This is a genomic window from Mesoterricola sp. JemC181, from assembly GCF_055384585.1.
Genome location: NZ_AP045076.1, coordinates 3,783,538 through 3,798,711, shown reverse-complemented (window position 1 = coordinate 3,798,711; position 15,174 = coordinate 3,783,538). Strand labels below are relative to the sequence as shown.

Annotated in this window: 15 protein-coding genes and 2 tRNA genes; 7 read left to right on the top strand and 10 right to left on the bottom strand. The window is 67.7% G+C overall.

Translation table 11 applies throughout. From position 1 onward, the window contains the following. Window positions 1–175: 175 nt before the first annotated feature. Window positions 176–2,413 carry a M4 family metallopeptidase gene (locus tag ACZ5MC_RS16795; RefSeq protein ID WP_464516319.1) on the top strand — a complete coding sequence of 746 codons (2,238 nt, stop codon included), beginning with the start codon at window positions 176–178 and terminating at the stop codon, window positions 2,411–2,413. Here ACZ5MC_RS16795 and ACZ5MC_RS16790 read toward each other — a convergent pair. The 3 genes from ACZ5MC_RS16790 to ACZ5MC_RS16780 form a co-directional block, all read right to left on the bottom strand. Further along, window positions 2,403–3,236 (bottom strand): methylated-DNA--[protein]-cysteine S-methyltransferase, encoded by an 834-nt coding sequence (locus tag ACZ5MC_RS16790; protein ID WP_464516318.1) that lies wholly within the window; start codon window positions 3,234–3,236, stop codon window positions 2,403–2,405. The two genes, ACZ5MC_RS16795 and ACZ5MC_RS16790, sit on opposite strands and share 11 nt — an antisense overlap. 60 nt (window positions 3,237–3,296) lie before the next feature. Next, window positions 3,297–4,163, bottom strand: coding sequence for a PIG-L deacetylase family protein (locus ACZ5MC_RS16785; RefSeq protein ID WP_306601622.1), 867 nt, complete (start codon window positions 4,161–4,163; stop codon window positions 3,297–3,299). A 75-nt stretch (window positions 4,164–4,238) separates the two neighbouring features. After that, window positions 4,239–4,505 carry a sensor histidine kinase gene (locus tag ACZ5MC_RS16780; RefSeq protein ID WP_306601621.1) on the bottom strand — a complete coding sequence of 89 codons (267 nt, stop codon included), beginning with the start codon at window positions 4,503–4,505 and terminating at the stop codon, window positions 4,239–4,241. A 158-nt stretch (window positions 4,506–4,663) separates the two neighbouring features. On the opposite strand from ACZ5MC_RS16780, the gene ACZ5MC_RS16775 reads away from it, so the two are divergent. The 6 genes from ACZ5MC_RS16775 (at window position 4,664) to cmk (ending at window position 11,080) form a co-directional block, all read left to right on the top strand. Further along, window positions 4,664–5,380, top strand: a complete 717-nt coding sequence (locus ACZ5MC_RS16775) for an exonuclease domain-containing protein (RefSeq protein WP_306601620.1) — start codon at window positions 4,664–4,666, stop codon at window positions 5,378–5,380. 287 nt (window positions 5,381–5,667) lie between these two features. Continuing rightward, a complete protein-coding gene (locus ACZ5MC_RS16770) occupies window positions 5,668–7,218 on the top strand; it encodes an acyl-CoA carboxylase subunit beta (RefSeq protein ID WP_306601619.1) in 1,551 nt (516 codons plus the stop codon). Window positions 7,219–7,226: 8 nt separating this feature from the next. Continuing rightward, window positions 7,227–7,559, top strand: a complete 333-nt coding sequence (locus ACZ5MC_RS16765) for a cupin domain-containing protein (RefSeq protein ID WP_306601618.1) — start codon at window positions 7,227–7,229, stop codon at window positions 7,557–7,559. A gap of 5 nt (window positions 7,560–7,564) precedes the next feature. Further along, window positions 7,565–9,052 carry a pyruvate carboxylase subunit B gene (locus tag ACZ5MC_RS16760; RefSeq protein ID WP_464516317.1) on the top strand — a complete coding sequence of 496 codons (1,488 nt, stop codon included), beginning with the start codon at window positions 7,565–7,567 and terminating at the stop codon, window positions 9,050–9,052. Window positions 9,053–9,056: 4 nt separating this feature from the next. Then, a complete protein-coding gene (locus ACZ5MC_RS16755) occupies window positions 9,057–9,533 on the top strand; it encodes an acyl-CoA carboxylase biotin carboxyl carrier protein subunit (protein ID WP_464516316.1) in 477 nt (158 codons plus the stop codon). Window positions 9,534–10,423: 890 nt separating this feature from the next. After that, complete coding sequence (cmk, locus tag ACZ5MC_RS16750) at window positions 10,424–11,080, top strand: (d)CMP kinase (protein WP_306601615.1); 657 nt, start codon at window positions 10,424–10,426, stop codon at window positions 11,078–11,080. Between the two features lie 55 nt (window positions 11,081–11,135). Here cmk and ACZ5MC_RS16745 read toward each other — a convergent pair whose 3' ends face one another. The 7 genes from ACZ5MC_RS16745 to ACZ5MC_RS16715 form a co-directional block, all read right to left on the bottom strand. Continuing rightward, a complete protein-coding gene (locus ACZ5MC_RS16745) occupies window positions 11,136–11,558 on the bottom strand; it encodes a DUF6526 family protein (protein WP_464516315.1) in 423 nt (140 codons plus the stop codon). Between the two features lie 10 nt (window positions 11,559–11,568). Beyond that, the gene (mog, locus tag ACZ5MC_RS16740; protein ID WP_464516314.1) at window positions 11,569–12,096 is read right to left on the bottom strand and encodes a molybdopterin adenylyltransferase; all 528 of its coding nucleotides are present in this window, start codon (window positions 12,094–12,096) and stop codon (window positions 11,569–11,571) included. Between the two features lie 66 nt (window positions 12,097–12,162). Continuing rightward, window positions 12,163–13,623, bottom strand: a complete 1,461-nt coding sequence (gene tig / locus ACZ5MC_RS16735; RefSeq protein WP_464516313.1) for a trigger factor — start codon at window positions 13,621–13,623, stop codon at window positions 12,163–12,165. A 40-nt stretch (window positions 13,624–13,663) separates the two neighbouring features. After that, a tRNA-Leu gene (locus tag ACZ5MC_RS16730) sits at window positions 13,664–13,748 on the bottom strand. Between the two features lie 24 nt (window positions 13,749–13,772). After that, window positions 13,773–13,849, bottom strand: a tRNA-Arg gene (locus ACZ5MC_RS16725). Window positions 13,850–13,895: 46 nt separating this feature from the next. Then, complete coding sequence (locus tag ACZ5MC_RS16720) at window positions 13,896–14,852, bottom strand: adenosine deaminase family protein (protein ID WP_464516312.1); 957 nt, start codon at window positions 14,850–14,852, stop codon at window positions 13,896–13,898. 2 nt (window positions 14,853–14,854) lie between these two features. Then, window positions 14,855–15,148 carry an FYDLN acid domain-containing protein gene (locus ACZ5MC_RS16715; RefSeq protein ID WP_306601610.1) on the bottom strand — a complete coding sequence of 98 codons (294 nt, stop codon included), beginning with the start codon at window positions 15,146–15,148 and terminating at the stop codon, window positions 14,855–14,857. Window positions 15,149–15,174: the final 26 nt, after the last annotated feature.

The following is a 15,174-nucleotide window of genomic DNA, read 5'->3' as shown; positions in this document are numbered from 1 at the left end:
GGTCGCCAATCGGGATTTCACATTAATTAACACCCCGTGCGCAGGGGATTCCCTGATGATCCTTTCAGGTCACACCCCCACCGTCCAGAACCCATGCGCCGCAGGCCCTCCACGCCTTCGGCCGCATGACCCGTAGCTTCTGGATCCTTCCAACCCATCCGCAAGGGAGTACCGTATGGCCTCGAGCCGTCGTACCTTCACCCTCCTCACCCTCGCCCTGGTCGTCGCCCCGGCTTTCGGCCAGGTGACCCCGCTCAGCCACCTGACGGATCTGCGCGGCGCCCTGGGACTCGACGGACAGCACACCTTCTCCCAGCGCAACGCCATCAAGGACGAGGCGGGCCGGACCCATGCGCGCTTCCAGCAGCACTACCAGGGCATCCCGGTGTTCGGCGGCATGGCGATCACCCACACCGAGGCCTCCGGGCTCCAGCGTCCCATCACCGACCATCTGGTGCGCCACATCGCCATCAACGTCCAGCCCAACCTCGCTCCGGCCGAGGCCGTGGCCGTGGCCCACGGGCATCTCGCCCCTGCCGGCGCCTACGCCGAGGCCCCCACCGCCAGGCTGGTGGTCTACCCCGTCAAGGCGCTCGCCGCCAAGGCGGGCCGCGCCCGGGCCGCCAACGCCGAGGACTTCGAGGAGCAGGTCCTCCGCCACGTCCTGGCCTACCACGTGCACACCTCGCTTCGCAACGAGGGCGAGACGAAGGACACCGACTACCTCGTGGACGCCCACACCGGCGCGATCCTGGACGCCTGGGACGACCTTCACACCACCGCCGCCGTCGGTTCGGGCCAGTCCCAGTTCAGCGGCACCGTGTCCCTGAACACGAACCTCAACGGCGCCTCCTACGAGCTCAAGGACACCGTCCGCGGCATGAACATCGCCACCTACAACCTGAACCACGCCACCAGCGGCACCGGCACCCTCTACACCGACGCCGACAACGCCTGGGGCGACGGCACGAACTACACCGGCTCGACCACCTCCACCACCGGCGCCACGGGCCAGACCGCGGCGGTGGACGCCCACTACGGCGTGGGGATCACCTACGACTTCTACAAGAACCTGCTGGGCCGCAACGGCATCGACGGGGCCGGCAAGGCCACCTACAGCCGCGTGCACTACAGCAAGAGCTACGACAACGCCTTCTGGGACGACACGTGCTTCTGCATGACGTACGGCGACGGCAGCTCCTTCAAGAGCCTCGAGGCCCCCGACGTGGCCGGCCACGAGATGAGCCACGGCGTGTGCGCCGCAACAGCGAACCTCACCTACTCCGGCGAGTCCGGCGGCCTGAACGAGGCCAACTCCGACATGTTCGGCAACATGGTCGAGCTCTACGCCCGCAACGGCTTCTCCATGCCCGCCACGGTGGCCAACACCGACGGCTGCTGGACCGTGGGCGAGCAGCTCTCCTCCACCCCCCTGCGCTACATGTACAAGCCCAGCCTGGACGGCGCCAGCCCCAACGCCTGGTCCTCCACGGTCAAGAACCTCGACGTGCACTACAGCTCGGGCCCCGCGAACCGCATGTTCTTCTTCATGAGCCAGGGCGCCAGCGCCACCAGCACGAGCAACTACTACAGCTCCTACGCCCCCTCGGGCTTCAGCGGCATCGGCCCCGAGAAGGCCATCCGCATCTGGTACAAGGCCCTCACATCCTACATGACCTCCAGCACCAACTATGCGGCGGCCCGCACCGCCGCACTCAATGCGGCCTCGGACCTCTACGGCGCCGCCGGCGCCGAGTATGCCGCCGTGCAGAACGCCTTCGGCGCCATCAACGTGGGCGCCCTGGCCTCCACGGGCGTCTCGGTCGTCCTGACGCCCGGGTCGGCCACCCTGGCCCCCGGCGCGACCCAGCAGTTCACCGCGGCCGTGAGCGGCAGCAGCACCACCACCGTGACCTGGACCTGCACGGGCGGAACGGTGACGACGGCCGGCCTCTACACGGCCCCCGCCACCGTCGGCACCTACACCGTGACGGCCACCTCCACCGCCGACACCAGCAAGTCCGCCTCCGCCACCGTGACCGTCGCCTCCGGCTCGGCCACCTACGCCGAGGTGGAGAGCAACGGCACCATCGCCACCGCCAACGCCGTGGGCAACGCCGTCACGAAGATCACGGGCTTCGTGGGCACGACCACCGACGCCGACTACTTCAAGGTCGCGGTCAACCCCGGCGCCACGCTCACCGTCAACATGACCGGCCCCGCCAAGGACTACGACCTCTACCTGTACAGCGCCTCCGGCACGAAGCTGGCCAGCAGCACGGGCAGTTCGTCCACGGAGTCCGTCACCTACAAGAACACCGGCGCCAGCGCGGTCAACTACTACATCCTCGTGAACGGCTACAAGCGGGCCTACTCCACCACGGCCGGCTACACCCTCACCCTCACGCGCTGATCCGCGCCCTTTCCAGCGCGAGGATCACCCGCTTCCTCCCGGCGCCCCAGTGGTAGCCCCCGAGGGCCCCCGAGCCCTGGATGATGCGGTGGCACGGAATGAGCCAGGCGATGGGGTTCCTGCCCACGGCAGCCCCCACCGCCCGGCTTGCGCCGGGCTCGCCCAGGGTGCGGGCCAGGTCGCCGTAGGAAAGCACCCGGCCCTCCGGAATGGCCAGCAGGGCCTCCCACACCCGGAGCTGGAAGGGAGAGCCCTGGAGCATCAGGGAGAGGGGCCGACCCGGCTCGCCCCGGAAGCGCGCGCCCAGGGCCTCCGCCAGGGGAGCGAGCTCCTCGCGCCGGAATTCCGCCAGGGGCCACCGGGCCCGCAGCTCCTCCAGCGCGGGGCCGGGGTCCTCCCCCTCCAGGAAGGAAAGGCCGCAGAGGCGTCCGTCCAGGGCCGCCAGGAGGGCCGCTCCGAAAGGCGTGGGCACGACCGTCCAGCCCACCTGGACGCCCCGGGCCCGCTCCTTGAACTGCCCAGGCGTCATGCACTCCAGCGACAGGAACAGGTCGTGGAGGCGGCTGGGGCTGGACAGCCCCAGCTCCAGGCTGGCCTCCAGCAGGGAGCGGGATTCCATGAGGAGCCCCTTGGCCTCCTGGAGGGTCAGGTACTGGAGGAACCGCTTGGGGCTGATGCCCGCCCACTGCTGGAACATCCGCTGGAAGTGGAACTCGCTCACCCCGGCCCGGGCGGCCACCTCGGCCAGGCGGGGCTGCTCCTGGACGCTCTCGCAGAGGAACCGGATGGCCCTGGCGCACCGCGCGAAATCGCTCTCGGACATGAAAACCCCCTCCGGACCCCAGATTCGGGCTTCCGGAGGGAGGTCACAATCCGAATCTTGCTACTGGATCTTGAACACGGCCGCGAGGTCGCCGCCGGTGGGGATGATGCGCCCGGCCTTGAGGCAGGTCTCGAAGCCGCCCCGCACCCAGTCCCGCACGCGGTAGAGGGAGGCGAAGTTCCAGACCGGCGTGGCCTCGCCCTGGCCGCCCACGATCTCGCCGCCCCGGCGGACGTTGTCGGACATCCAGGAGGGCAGGGTGAGGTGGTAGGGGTTGCGGACAACTTCGCCCTTGTGGAAGGACGTGGCCGCCACCAGGTCCGCCACTTCCCCGGGGGTGGACTGGATCATGAGGTTGGGATCCGCCATGGGATGCCAGTACTCGGTCTCGACGATGCGGCACTTGAAGGCCGGTCCGAGGGTCTTGAGGGCGTCCACCACCAGGTGGTGGGTGCCCAGGTGGGTGCTGTTCCAGTCCTGGTCGTGGGGGATCACGATGAAGGAGGGGCGGTGGTAGGAGATGATCTGGGCGATGGTCTCCACCGAGGTGGCCCAGCCGTCGGGGTTGCCGCCCCGGGTCTTGGGGTTGACGCTGGCGAGGCCGTTCTGCCGGGTGGTGATGAGCTCGAAGCCCAGGAAGTGGCAGGCTCCGTACATCTCCTGGAGACGGGCTTCCTGCCGGTCCACGCGGCTGCCCTGGGTCACGGCCACCACGCAGACGCGGTAGTTGAGCTCGCGGCGAAGGCGCAGGGTCAGGGCTCCGGTGATGGACTCGTCGTCGGGATGGGGAGCGAAGACCAGCACCCGGGGAGCGTTGTCCATGAGCCTGGGCGCATGGGCGGGAGCCAGGTCGCCCAGGGGCATGGTGCGGGCCTCCTCCTGCAGCTTGACGTATTCCTCAACGTAGTGGGTGTAGGGATGACTCACGGTCCAAACTCCTATGCCAGGCGGATACTCATGAATACCATGATGCCCGAGGCCGGGCACCCTCTAATTGGATGACTAATCAGGGACTCTTTCCAGGGCTTTGTCCACCAGTTCGTTCATTTCCGAACACTGCTTCTGGATGCGCCTGGCGATCCTGGCGGCTTCGGGCGAGCCGCCCGTCTCCTCCAGGAGCTGGGCCATGAGGAGGATGCTGTTGAGCGGGTTCCGCAGGTCGTGGGCCACCTTCCGGAGGGCCTGGCGGTGCTCCTCCCTGGCCTCGGCCAGGGCCTTGGCGCCGGACCAGCAGCGCGCCTGGGTCTTGTGGAGGGTTCTGGGGCTCATAGCACTTTCATGGCCGGGTTTGGGGCAGGTCGAAGCACTTCGACTTTAGGACCATTCACTAATTGTTCAACCCAAACCTGGGCATTCCCCCCCTTCCGCCCGCCCGGGGATCGTTGCGCCGGACCGGCATCTCTGCCTGAATGGCTTGGGAGATCCCTATGAGCTTTGCCGATTTGACCTATCTGGTGGTGGACACCGAGACCACAGGTCTCAGCCCGTCCGCCGACAGGGTCGTGTCCGTGGCCGGGGTCTGGGTCCGGACCGGGGAGGGCATCCTCCGCCGGGAAAGCTTCCTGGTGGACCCGGGCATCCCCATCCCCCCGGAGGCCTCGGCCATCCACCACATCGTGGACCGGCACGTGGCAGGCGCCCCCGCCCTGGGCGAGGTGCTGCCCGTCTTCCAGAAGGGCGATTTCGACGCCTACGCGGCCCACAACGCCGCCTTCGATTTCGGTTTCCTGCCCAGGGCGGGACGCCCGGTCCTTTGCACCATGCGCCTGGCCCGCAAGCTCTGGCCGAAGCTCGGCCGTTATTCCAATCAATACCTCCGGTACTTCCTCCAGCTGGAGGTGGTAGAGGCGGAGGGCCTGCCGGCCCACGAGGCCCTTGCGGACGCGCTGGTGACCAGCCGGCTTCTCCTCCGGGAACTGGCCTGGCTCCAGGAGCATCCCCAGCCCGGCGTGGAGACGGTCCAGGATCTCATCGCCTGGGCCGAGGCCCCCAGCCTCCTGGAGACCTGCCAGTTCGGCAGCAAGCACCGGGGCGTGCCCTGGGCCCAGGTTCCCAAGGACTACCTCGCGTGGATGAAGCGCGAGGTCAAGGACATGGACCCCGACCTCCGGTACACGGTAGAACACTACCTGCAGCGGGTTTGAGCCCCGGGTTGTGCCTTTCATCACCAATTGCAGCGGGGTCTGGTCCCGCCCCCAAGGGCAGGCGCGTGACCTTGGAAATTAAAAATTAGAATTAATGACGTTATGCCAAAAAGTAGAGGCGGCGGGCCATTCGATCCAAGAGCGAGGATTCACCTGTTTTTTCCAGGCTCCCGGATTTCGCCTGCCTCTACAATAGGCGGATCGAGGGCAAGTCGAGTTCAGGTGGAGCCCACGCCTGCAGATGGCGCGGCTCTGCCCCCACTTTACCGGATGCTTGGAGGACGCGGATGGATACCAAGGCAAAGAAGGAGATGCTCGAGAAGCTCCGCAGGGAGGCGCTGCTCGGGGGCGGCCAGGACCGCATCGACGCCCAGCACGCCAAGGGCAAGATGACCGCCCGCGAGCGGGTGGAGACCTTCCTCGACAAGGGCACCTTCCGGGAGCTGGACGCCTTCGTCGCCCACCGCACCCACGACTTCCAGATGGACAAGAAGACCTTCCTGGGCGACAGCGTCGTCACCGGCTGGGGCCAGGTGGAAGGCCGTCCCGTCTACGTCTTCAGCCAGGACTTCACCGTCCTGGGCGGCAGCCTGGGCGAGGTGCACGCCGAGAAGATCTGCAAGGTCATGGACCTGGCCGTGAAGAACGGCGTGCCCGTCGTGGGCCTGAACGACAGCGGGGGCGCCCGGATCCAGGAGGGCGTCGTGAGCCTCGGGGCCTACGCCGACATCTTCCTGCGCAACACCCTGGCCTCGGGCGTCGTTCCCCAGATCAGCGCCATCCTCGGCCCCTGCGCCGGGGGCGCCGTCTACAGCCCCGCCCTCACCGACTTCATCATGATGGTCAAGAAGACCAGCCACATGTTCATCACGGGACCCGACGTGGTGAAGACCGTCACCCACGAGGACGTCTCCATGGACGACCTGGGCGGGGCCGTCATCCACTCCACGAAAAGCGGAGTGGCCCACTTCGTAGCCGAGGACGAGAAGGACGCGCTCGCCAGCCTGCGCAACCTCCTCTCCTATCTCCCGTCCAACAACATGGAGGACGCGCCCCGGGTCGAAACCGGCGACGATCCCAACCGCCGGGAGGAGGCCCTCAACACCATCGTCCCCGACGATCCGCGCAAGGCCTACGACATGCACGAAGTCATCGGCCACGTGGTCGACAACGGCGAGTTCCTGGAGGTCCACGCGACCTTCGCCGGCAACATCATCGTGGGCTTCGCCCGCATGGACGGGCACACCGTGGGCATCGTGGCCAACCAGCCGCTGGTGCTCGCCGGCGTCCTGGACATCGACGCCTCCGTGAAGGGCGCCCGGTTCGTCAGGTTCTGCGACGCCTTCAACATCCCCATCATCACCTTCGAGGACGTCCCCGGCTTCATGCCCGGCGTCGACCAGGAGCACCGCGGCATCATCCTCCACGGCGCCAAGCTGCTCTACGCCTACTGCGAGGCCACCGTCCCGAAGCTCACCGTCATCACCCGCAAGGCCTACGGCGGCGCCTACGACGTGATGAGCTCCAAGCACATCCGGGGCGACTACAACGTCTCCTGGCCCACGGGCGAGATCGCCGTCATGGGCCCCGACGGCGCCGTGAACATCATCTTCCGCAAGGAGATCTCCGAGGCCGGGGATCCCGCGGCCAAGCGCGCCGAGCTCATCGAGCTCTACAAGGACAAGTTCGCCAACCCCTTCGTGGCCGCCGGCCGGGGCTACCTGGACGACGTGATCGACCCCGCCGACACCCGCGCCCGCCTCATCGAGGCCCTGAAGATCTCCCAGAACAAGCGCGACACCAATCCCCCGCGCAAGCACAGCACCATGCCTTTGTGAGGTGAGAGATGGGCAACAAGACCAGCATCAAGGAACTCGCGAAGCATCTCACCACGCCCTACAGCCACCTCGAGCTCGGCCAGGTCAACGACCACGCCGCCTACGTCATGAACTTCAAGGACGTGTATCCCTTCCACCGGCACATCCAGGACGAGCTCTACCTGGTGCTCCAGGGGGAGATCACCATCCGGTTCAAGAACGCGGCCCCCATCCGCCTGCGCAAGGGCGAGAGCACCGTGGTCCGGGCCTACACCACCCACTCCTCCGAATCCCTGGAGGGGGCGCTGGTGCTCATGGTGAAGCCCAAGGAAATGTTCCCCCATCCCTCTGAAGTGGAGTAGCGGACATGGCAGCCACACCCTTGATGATCTGCGAAACCCTCCTTCGGGATGCGCACCAGAGCCTCCTGGCCACGCGCATGCGAACCGAGGACATGCTTCCCCTTTGCGAGGCCCTGGACGAGATCGGCTACTGGTCCCTGGAAGTGTGGGGCGGCGCCACCTTCGACTCCGCCATCCGCTTCCTGGGCGAGGATCCCTGGGAGCGCCTGCGGGCGCTCAGGAAGGCCCTGCCGAGGACCCGCCTGCAGATGCTGCTGCGCGGCCAGAACGTCGTCGGCTACAAGCACTACCCCGACGACATCCTCGAGCACTTCATCCGGCTGGCGAGGAAGAACGGCATCGACGTCTTCCGCATCTTCGACGCCCTGAACGACCTGCGCAACATGGAACCCGCCATGCGGTTCGCCAAGGCCGCCGGGGGCCACGTGCAGGGGACCATCTCATACACCATCAGCCCCTTCCACACGGACAAGGCCTTCGTGCAGATGGGCCGGGACCTCAAGTCCATGGGCGCCGATTCCATCGCCCTCAAGGACATGGCCGGCCTGATCACCCCCTACATCGCCTACGACCTCGTCAAGGCGCTCAAGGAGGAGGTGGGCCTTCCGGTGCAGCTGCACACCCACTACACCTCCGGCTTCGGCACGGCCGCGCTCATCAAGGCGGCGGAAGCCGGCGTGGACGTGGTGGACACCGCCATCTCGTCGATGTCCATGTCCACCTCCCAGCCCCCCACGGAGACCATCGTCGCCGCCCTCAAGGGCCAGCCGCGGGACACGGGGCTGGACCTGGCCAGGCTCGCCGACATCTCCCGCCGCATGGAGAAGATCCGCAAGAAGTACGCGAGCTTCGAGGCCGGCGTGGCCGCGGTGGACGTCAACGTCCTGCAGTTCCAGGTGCCGGGCGGCATGCTCAGCAACCTGGTGGGCCAGCTCCGCTCCCAGGGCGCCATGGACAAGTACTACGAGGTCCTGGACGAGATCCCCAAGGTGCGCAAGGAGATGGGCTATCCGCCCCTGGTGACCCCCTCCAGCCAGATCGTGGGCACCCAGGCCACCCTCAACGTGGTCCTGGGCGAGCGCTACAAGGTGATCCCCGAGGAGGTGAAGCAGTACTTCCGCGGCTGCTACGGCAAGCCCCCCGCGCCCATGGACCCCGACATCCAGAAGCTGGCCATCGGCAGCGAGAAGCCCATCACCTGCCGGCCCGCGGAGCTGCTCGAGCCCGGCTGGGAGGCGGCGAAGAAGGAGATCGGGGACCTGGCGGAGAGCGACGAGGACATCTGCTCCTACGCCCTCTTCCCCCAGATCGCCAAGCCCTTCCTGGCGCGCCGCCGCCAGGGCCTGGGCGGCAAGGAGGAGGTGGCCGCGGCCATCGCCGCCGCGCTGTTCGCGCAGACCGACGCCAAGGCCGCCAAGCCCGCCGCCGGGCCCGTGCAGGCCGGCTCCATGTGGAAGATGGCCGGCAGGACCGGCGCTCAGAGGGGATGGTGATCCGATGCCGACCAAATTCAAGCTGACCCTGGAAGGCAACGCCTACGACGTGGAGCGCCGCGAAGGACTCATGGTGGTCAACGGCGTGGAATTTTCCCTGGCCACCAAGGAGAACCAGATACTCATCGCCGGCACCCCCCACACCGTCAAGCTCGGCGCCGGGGTGGCCGAGGTGGACGGCATCTCCTACACGGTCTCCGCCGAGGGCCTGGAGGAACCCCCCCAGGCCCGGGGACGGCGCGCCGCCAGCTCCAACGCCGCCGCCGAAGCCGGGGCCCTCGTGGCCATCATGCCCGGCCTCATCATCAAGATCCTCAAGAAGGAAGGGGAACGGGTGGAGGCCGGCGAGGTCATCCTCGTCCTGGAGGCCATGAAGATGCAGAACGAGCTCCAGGCCAAGGCCGCCGGCGTCATCCGCCAGATGAACGTCAAGCAGGGCGACAACGTGGAGATGCGGCAGGTGCTCTGCGTCATCGAGTAGGCGGGTAATGGAAGGGGGAGGCACCCTTCAGAAGTTCCGGCCGCCCATGCCCTGGGCGGCCGGAATTTTTAGGGGGCACGGGTCTTGATTCGATTTTTATACACCTATATTGGTCGGTGAGACCCATGCTCTCTAGCGCTCCAGGGATGGGTCCCCTGAATGTTTGAACGTATCCCCTCAGCCACCCCCGTCCATCCGAAAGTGCTGATCTGCAAAAGGATTTTGGGCTTTTCCTCGGCGATCCTCGGTCCCCTCGGCGCCTCGGCGTTAGGTTTTTTGCCGGTTGCCTCGGCGCGAGTAATCTTTGCGTCGGCATAACCTAGGAAAATTTTAACGCCGAGGCGCCGAGGAAACCGAGGATCGCCGAGGAAAAGCAAAAATTGCATTAACCCAATTATCATCAGCGTTGGATACCCGGCTGAGGGGATACGTTTGAACTAGCACTACTGTGTCCTTAAATATCAGACAAGGCAATGGCCTTTGCTCCTTTTGATCCTGCTTTTTCCTGGCCATCCTATTCATCCCCGTTCCAGCAGGGCCAGCGATGGCATGGGTCGAGTCACGTTGCATGTCAACGCCGACCCATCCTGGCGCTGGCCCTGCCGGAACAGGGATAAATTGGATTTTAGGGAAAAGGCAGGATAAAGACTGCCTGTTTGATAATCCGCGTTCCTATGCGGATTTTGCTCTTCCATGGGTTGGGCAACATGCCAGAGTTCGCACCCGGATCCGCTCCAGGCACCGCGACAGGGATTTCGAACCATTCGTGACGTATCTGGGACTTCAGGTCGCCCAAAGGTTGGACCGGAGCGGGGCCGGCAACAACGCCACCGAGCCAAACCCCGGGAAGTGAGTCAAACTGGACATCTTGACTCACCCGGAAGGACTCCATGGCCAAGCTCCCCGTCATCGCCCTCGACGGCCCCTCAGGGGTCGGCAAGTCCACCACGGCCAAGGCCGTGGCCCAGGCCCTGGGGTGGCAGTACCTGGATACCGGGGCCATGTACCGGGCCACGGCCCTGGCGCTGCGGCGCGCGGGGGTGGGACTGGAGGACCGGGAGGGGCTGGAACGGGCCCTGGCGGGGCTGCGCATCCAGCAGAGGGGCACCCGGGAGTTCCTGGGGGACGAAGATGTGAGCGACGCGATCCGCTCGCCGGAGGTGAGCCGCATGGTCACGCCGGTGTCCGCGGACGGACGGGTGCGGGAGGTGCTGGTGGACCAGCAGCGGGCCATCGCGGGCTCGGGGGGCTGGGTGGTGGACGGGCGGGACATCGGGACGGTGGTGTTCCCGGACGCGTGCTGCAAGGTGTTCCTCACGGCCAGCGTGGAGGTGCGGGCCCGCCGCCGGGCGCTGGAGCTGGAGGCCAAGGGGACGCCCCAGCCCCTGGCGGAGGTGGCGGCGGACATCCAGCGCCGGGACCTGGCGGACTCCACCCGGGCCGTCGCTCCCCTCAGGAAGGCCGGGGACGCGGTGGAGCTGGACTCCGGGGGAATGAGCCTGGAGGAGGTGGTCCAGTGGATCGTGGGGCTCCACAGGCGCCACTGAGGGCGGCTCCCGCGTTGATGGGCAGGCGCGTGGGGGAATCCCGGAGCTTCCGGCGTCACACCCGGAATTCGTCGGGGCGCCATTCCTGGATGCGCTTCTTGATGGCCTCGCCGCCCAGCTCCTCCGCCAGGGCCTCCTTGACGCGGGTCTCCAGCTCGGCGTCCGAGGCGAAGCGCAGGGCGACGAACTGGCCGGGCTTCAGGCGGGCGATCTGGGCCTGCAGGGCCTCGGGCAGCAGGGCCCTCATGCGCAGCGTCTCTTCCAGGCGGATGACCCGGTCCTGCACCCGCAGGGCGTAGATCCGCGTCTTGAGGAACAGGATGCCGAGGAAGGCCAGGAGCACGAGCTGGGTGAAGGCCCCGGCGTGGCCGCGGATGGCGCCGTAGGCAGCCAGGACGATGCAGACGACCAGCAGCCCGAAACCCCAGAAGTGGTACCCGGGATCCAGACGGCGGTGGGTGGCGTAGGACTGGGTCATGGGGGGCTCCTCAGCGGGCGGGACGGAAGGCCTTGAGGACGGCGGGGTCCGTCTCCAGGATCGGGCCTCCGGCGAGCTCGATGCAGTAGGGGATGGCGGGGAAGACCGCGTCCAGGCACTCCCGGATGGACTTGGGCCGGCCCGGGAGGTTCACCACGAGGCTGGCGCCCCGCAGGCCGGCCATCTGCCGGCTAAGGATGGCGGTGGGGACGTACTGCAGGGAAACGGCGCGCATGCGCTCCCCGAAGCCGTCCAGGATGCGGGGGCACACGGCCCGGGTGGCCTCGGGCGTGACGTCCCTGGGCGAGGGCCCCGTGCCGCCCGTGGTGAGCACCAGGCAGCAGCCCTCGTCGTCGCACAGGGCCTTGAGCGTCGCCTCGATGACGGGCTGCTCGTCGGGGATGACGTGGTAGCGCTCCTCCCACTCGGTGGTGAGGTAGGCCTTGAGGGTGTCCCGGATGGCGGGGCCGCCCAGGTCCTCGTAGACGCCCTTGCTGGCGCGGTCGGAGATGGTGACGATGCCGATGCGTGGTCTCATGCCATGATCCTACTCCAAAACGCGCGAAGGGCGCCCGGAGGCGCCCTTCAGCGGAGGCGGGAAGGCCTACTTGTGGTCGTGGCCGCAGTCGGGGCCGTGGACGTGCTCGGTCTCGGCGGGCTGGACGGAATCGGGGGACCCGCCCTCCTGGTGCTCCAGCTCGCCGCCCTCGAGGCCGCCCGCGTCGAAACGGGCCGCGGGGATGCCCGCCTCGCGGCGGCGCTCCAGGTCGACCAGGGCCGCGAAGGCCTCCTTGTCCAGGAGCTCCTCGGTGACGGTGGCCGCGGCCACCATCATCTGGAAGATCTTGTCGGTGCGCACCCGGCCCTTGATCTCGGTGGTGGAGCCGCGCTTCTCGAGGCTGGCCTTGAAGGCCTCGAAGGGCTGGGGCACCTTGTGCTCTTCCATGATGGCGCGGATCTCGGCGTCGATCTCCTCGTCGGTGACCTGGAGGTCCTCGGCGTTGCCGATGGCCTGCAGGAGGTAGCCGGAGCGCACGGCGCGCTCGGCGTCCTGCATGCGGCTCTGGCGGTAGCCGGCCCAGTTGATGTTCTTGGGGTCCACGCCCTGGCGCGCGGCCATCTCGGCGAACTCCTGGCAATAGTCGTCGAGCTGGAGGCTCACCATGGAGGAGGGCACCTCGAAGGGGGCGGCGTCCAGCAGGGTGTCGAGGAGGGTGGAGTGGAGGCGGGCCACGGCGTCTCGCTCGGCGGCCTCTTCCAGGTCCTTCTTCACGAAGGCCTTCAGGTCCTCGAGGCTCTCGTGGGCGCCCAGGTCCTTGGCGAAGTCGTCGCCCAGCTCGGGGATCTCCCGGGCGCGCAGGTCCTTGAGGGTGGCCTCGTAGGCCACGGACTTGCCGGCCATGGCGCGGTTGGCGTCCTCGGCGGGGATGGTGATGGAGAACTTCTTCGTCTCGTCGGTCTTCATGCCGAGGATCTCGGCGTCGAAGGGACGGCCCTCGGCCAGCTGGATGACCTGGTCGGTGTAGCTCACGGGCTTCATGCCCTGGGGCTTGACCTTGATGTCCAGGGTGGCGTAGTGGCCGATGGCGGCGGGGGTCTCCTCCACGGGGATGAACTTGGCGTGCTGCTGGCGCAGGGACTCCAGGTGCTCGGCGATGGCCTCCTCGTCGATGGCGCGCTTCTTCTTGGTCACGCTCAGGCCCTTGTAGCCGGGCAGGGCGACCTCGGGGGCCACGTCGAACTGGGCGCGGAAGACACCCTCGGCGCCCTCCTTCAGCTCGATCTTCTCCAGGGCGGGCCGGGAGATGGGGGTGGCGCCGGCCTGCGCGGCGGCGGCCATGAAGTGGCGGGTGACGAGGTTCTCCGCGACCTCGGACTGGATCTCGCGCTCGTAGCGCTTCATGAGCACGTCCTTGGGGGCCTTGCCGGGACGGAAGCCGGGCACCTTGACCTTCGGGGCGATCTTGGCGAGGACCTTGCCGAACTCCTCGTTGACCTCGGCGGCCGGGACCGTGACGTCGATGGACTTCCGGGTGGAGGTGTGGTGCGTGAGGCTGGACTGCATGGGTGCTCCTGGAACAGGTTGAGGTGCTTCGGGCGGGCGGTGGTGCGAATGGCGGGACTCGAACCCGCACGGTGTGAACCGCTGGAACCTAAATCCAGTGCGTCTACCAGTTCCGCCACATTCGCAAAGACTTTGCTGCAGGTTCCTCGTGGTGCGCCCGGAGCGACTCGAACGCCCGACCCTCAGGTTCGAAGCCTGATGCTCTATCCAGCTGAGCTACGGGCGCACAACGAAACCGCTATTTTGCCATGAATCCGGCGGGAATTCACGCTTCAATCGGCAGGGGCAGACAGGCACCACGCGTCGGCCTGGGCGTTCCGGGCCAGCGTTTCCAGGTCCGGGCCGGAAAGGCCCATGTGCTGGGCGGCTTTCCACTCGCCTGGCAGGTCGGTGGGGATGACCCCGGGATCGTCGGTGCCCAGGGCGCAGCGCACGCCCGCCTTGAGCAGGCGGGGCAGGGGATGGACGCCGAGGTCCGGCACCAGGGCGCGGTTGGAGGTGGGGCACACGTCCAGGGGGATCCGCCGGTCCGCCAGCAGTTCCACCAGGGCAGGGTCCGCCGCGGCCCGCACGCCGTGGACGATGCGCTCGACCCCGGCGTCCAGGATGGCGTCGCGGACGTTGCCGCCCGGGCCGTTCTCGCCGGCGTGGGCCGCCAGGCGCAGGCCCGCCTTGCGGGCCCGCTCGAACACCGGGGCCCAGTCGCGGAAGGGGACCCGCTCCAGGCCTCCCGTGGAGAAGCCGACCACCCACGAAGGCCGCTCCGGCAGCACCAGGTCCAGCACCTCGTGGCCGTGGTCCACGCCGAAGTGGTTCACGGCGTCGATGATCACCGCGATGCGGATGCCGGCTCGGCGGGCCTCCCGGATGCCCTCGTCGAGGCCCCTCCACAGCTCGTCCAGCCGCAGGAAGGCCGCCTGCTTCACCAGCAGGTGCGGGGAGACCCAGAGATCCACGCCCCGGGGCGCGCCGCTGTCCCCGGGGAGCCGGGCGGCCGCGGCGCGCACCGCGTCCCGCACGGCCCCCGCGTCGCGCAGGAACCGGCAGCCGAAGAAGAAGGCCTCGATGAAACCCTCAAACGGGACGGCCTCCCCGCGCCACAGGGCTTCCAGGGACGCCGGCGCCGCCAGTCCCCGCTCCCCGGCCCGGTCCCGCACCCACCGGGGATCCAGGCCGCCTTCCAGGTGGGCATGGCGGTCGATCCCGGGGCAGGCGGGCAGGCTTGTCATGCCTATTCGTCGTAGTCGTCCATCTGCAGGTCGCCGGGGTCCACCCCCTCGGCCCGCGCGCCGGAGATGCCGAGGCTCTCCTCGAGGGTGTCCTCGGTGGCGGGGTCCACGTCGCCTTCGGGAATGAAGTCATCGTCGATGGCCAGCGCAACCTTTTCCTTCTTGACGGCCTTGGGCTTGGCCGGCGCCTCCTTCTGGTTCGCGCCGCACTTGGGGCACAGGGGGTCCGGTTTCGTGAAGTCGTAGAACTTCGCTCCGCATCCGAAACAGGTCCATTTCTTTCCAAGATTCGCCATGGCTTCCTCAATCCCGTTTAAGGGTC

What these genes read in the sequence shown, in the direction of transcription:
- ACZ5MC_RS16745 (WP_464516315.1), bottom strand. Translation starts at nt 11,558, where the DNA reads ATGACCCAGTCCTACGCCACCCACCGCCGTCTGGATCCCGGGTACCAC.
- ACZ5MC_RS16795 (WP_464516319.1), top strand. Translation starts at nt 176, where the DNA reads ATGGCCTCGAGCCGTCGTACCTTCACCCTCCTCACCCTCGCCCTGGTC.
- tig (WP_464516313.1), bottom strand. Translation starts at nt 13,623, where the DNA reads ATGCAGTCCAGCCTCACGCACCACACCTCCACCCGGAAGTCCATCGAC.
- mog (WP_464516314.1), bottom strand. Translation starts at nt 12,096, where the DNA reads ATGAGACCACGCATCGGCATCGTCACCATCTCCGACCGCGCCAGCAAG.
- ACZ5MC_RS16790 (WP_464516318.1), bottom strand. Translation starts at nt 3,236, where the DNA reads ATGTCCGAGAGCGATTTCGCGCGGTGCGCCAGGGCCATCCGGTTCCTC.
- ACZ5MC_RS16770 (WP_306601619.1), top strand. Translation starts at nt 5,668, where the DNA reads ATGGATACCAAGGCAAAGAAGGAGATGCTCGAGAAGCTCCGCAGGGAG.
- ACZ5MC_RS16720 (WP_464516312.1), bottom strand. Translation starts at nt 14,852, where the DNA reads ATGACAAGCCTGCCCGCCTGCCCCGGGATCGACCGCCATGCCCACCTG.
- ACZ5MC_RS16775 (WP_306601620.1), top strand. Translation starts at nt 4,664, where the DNA reads ATGAGCTTTGCCGATTTGACCTATCTGGTGGTGGACACCGAGACCACA.
- ACZ5MC_RS16765 (WP_306601618.1), top strand. Translation starts at nt 7,227, where the DNA reads ATGGGCAACAAGACCAGCATCAAGGAACTCGCGAAGCATCTCACCACG.
- ACZ5MC_RS16760 (WP_464516317.1), top strand. Translation starts at nt 7,565, where the DNA reads ATGGCAGCCACACCCTTGATGATCTGCGAAACCCTCCTTCGGGATGCG.
- ACZ5MC_RS16780 (WP_306601621.1), bottom strand. Translation starts at nt 4,505, where the DNA reads ATGAGCCCCAGAACCCTCCACAAGACCCAGGCGCGCTGCTGGTCCGGC.
- ACZ5MC_RS16755 (WP_464516316.1), top strand. Translation starts at nt 9,057, where the DNA reads ATGCCGACCAAATTCAAGCTGACCCTGGAAGGCAACGCCTACGACGTG.
- cmk (WP_306601615.1), top strand. Translation starts at nt 10,424, where the DNA reads ATGGCCAAGCTCCCCGTCATCGCCCTCGACGGCCCCTCAGGGGTCGGC.
- ACZ5MC_RS16715 (WP_306601610.1), bottom strand. Translation starts at nt 15,148, where the DNA reads ATGGCGAATCTTGGAAAGAAATGGACCTGTTTCGGATGCGGAGCGAAG.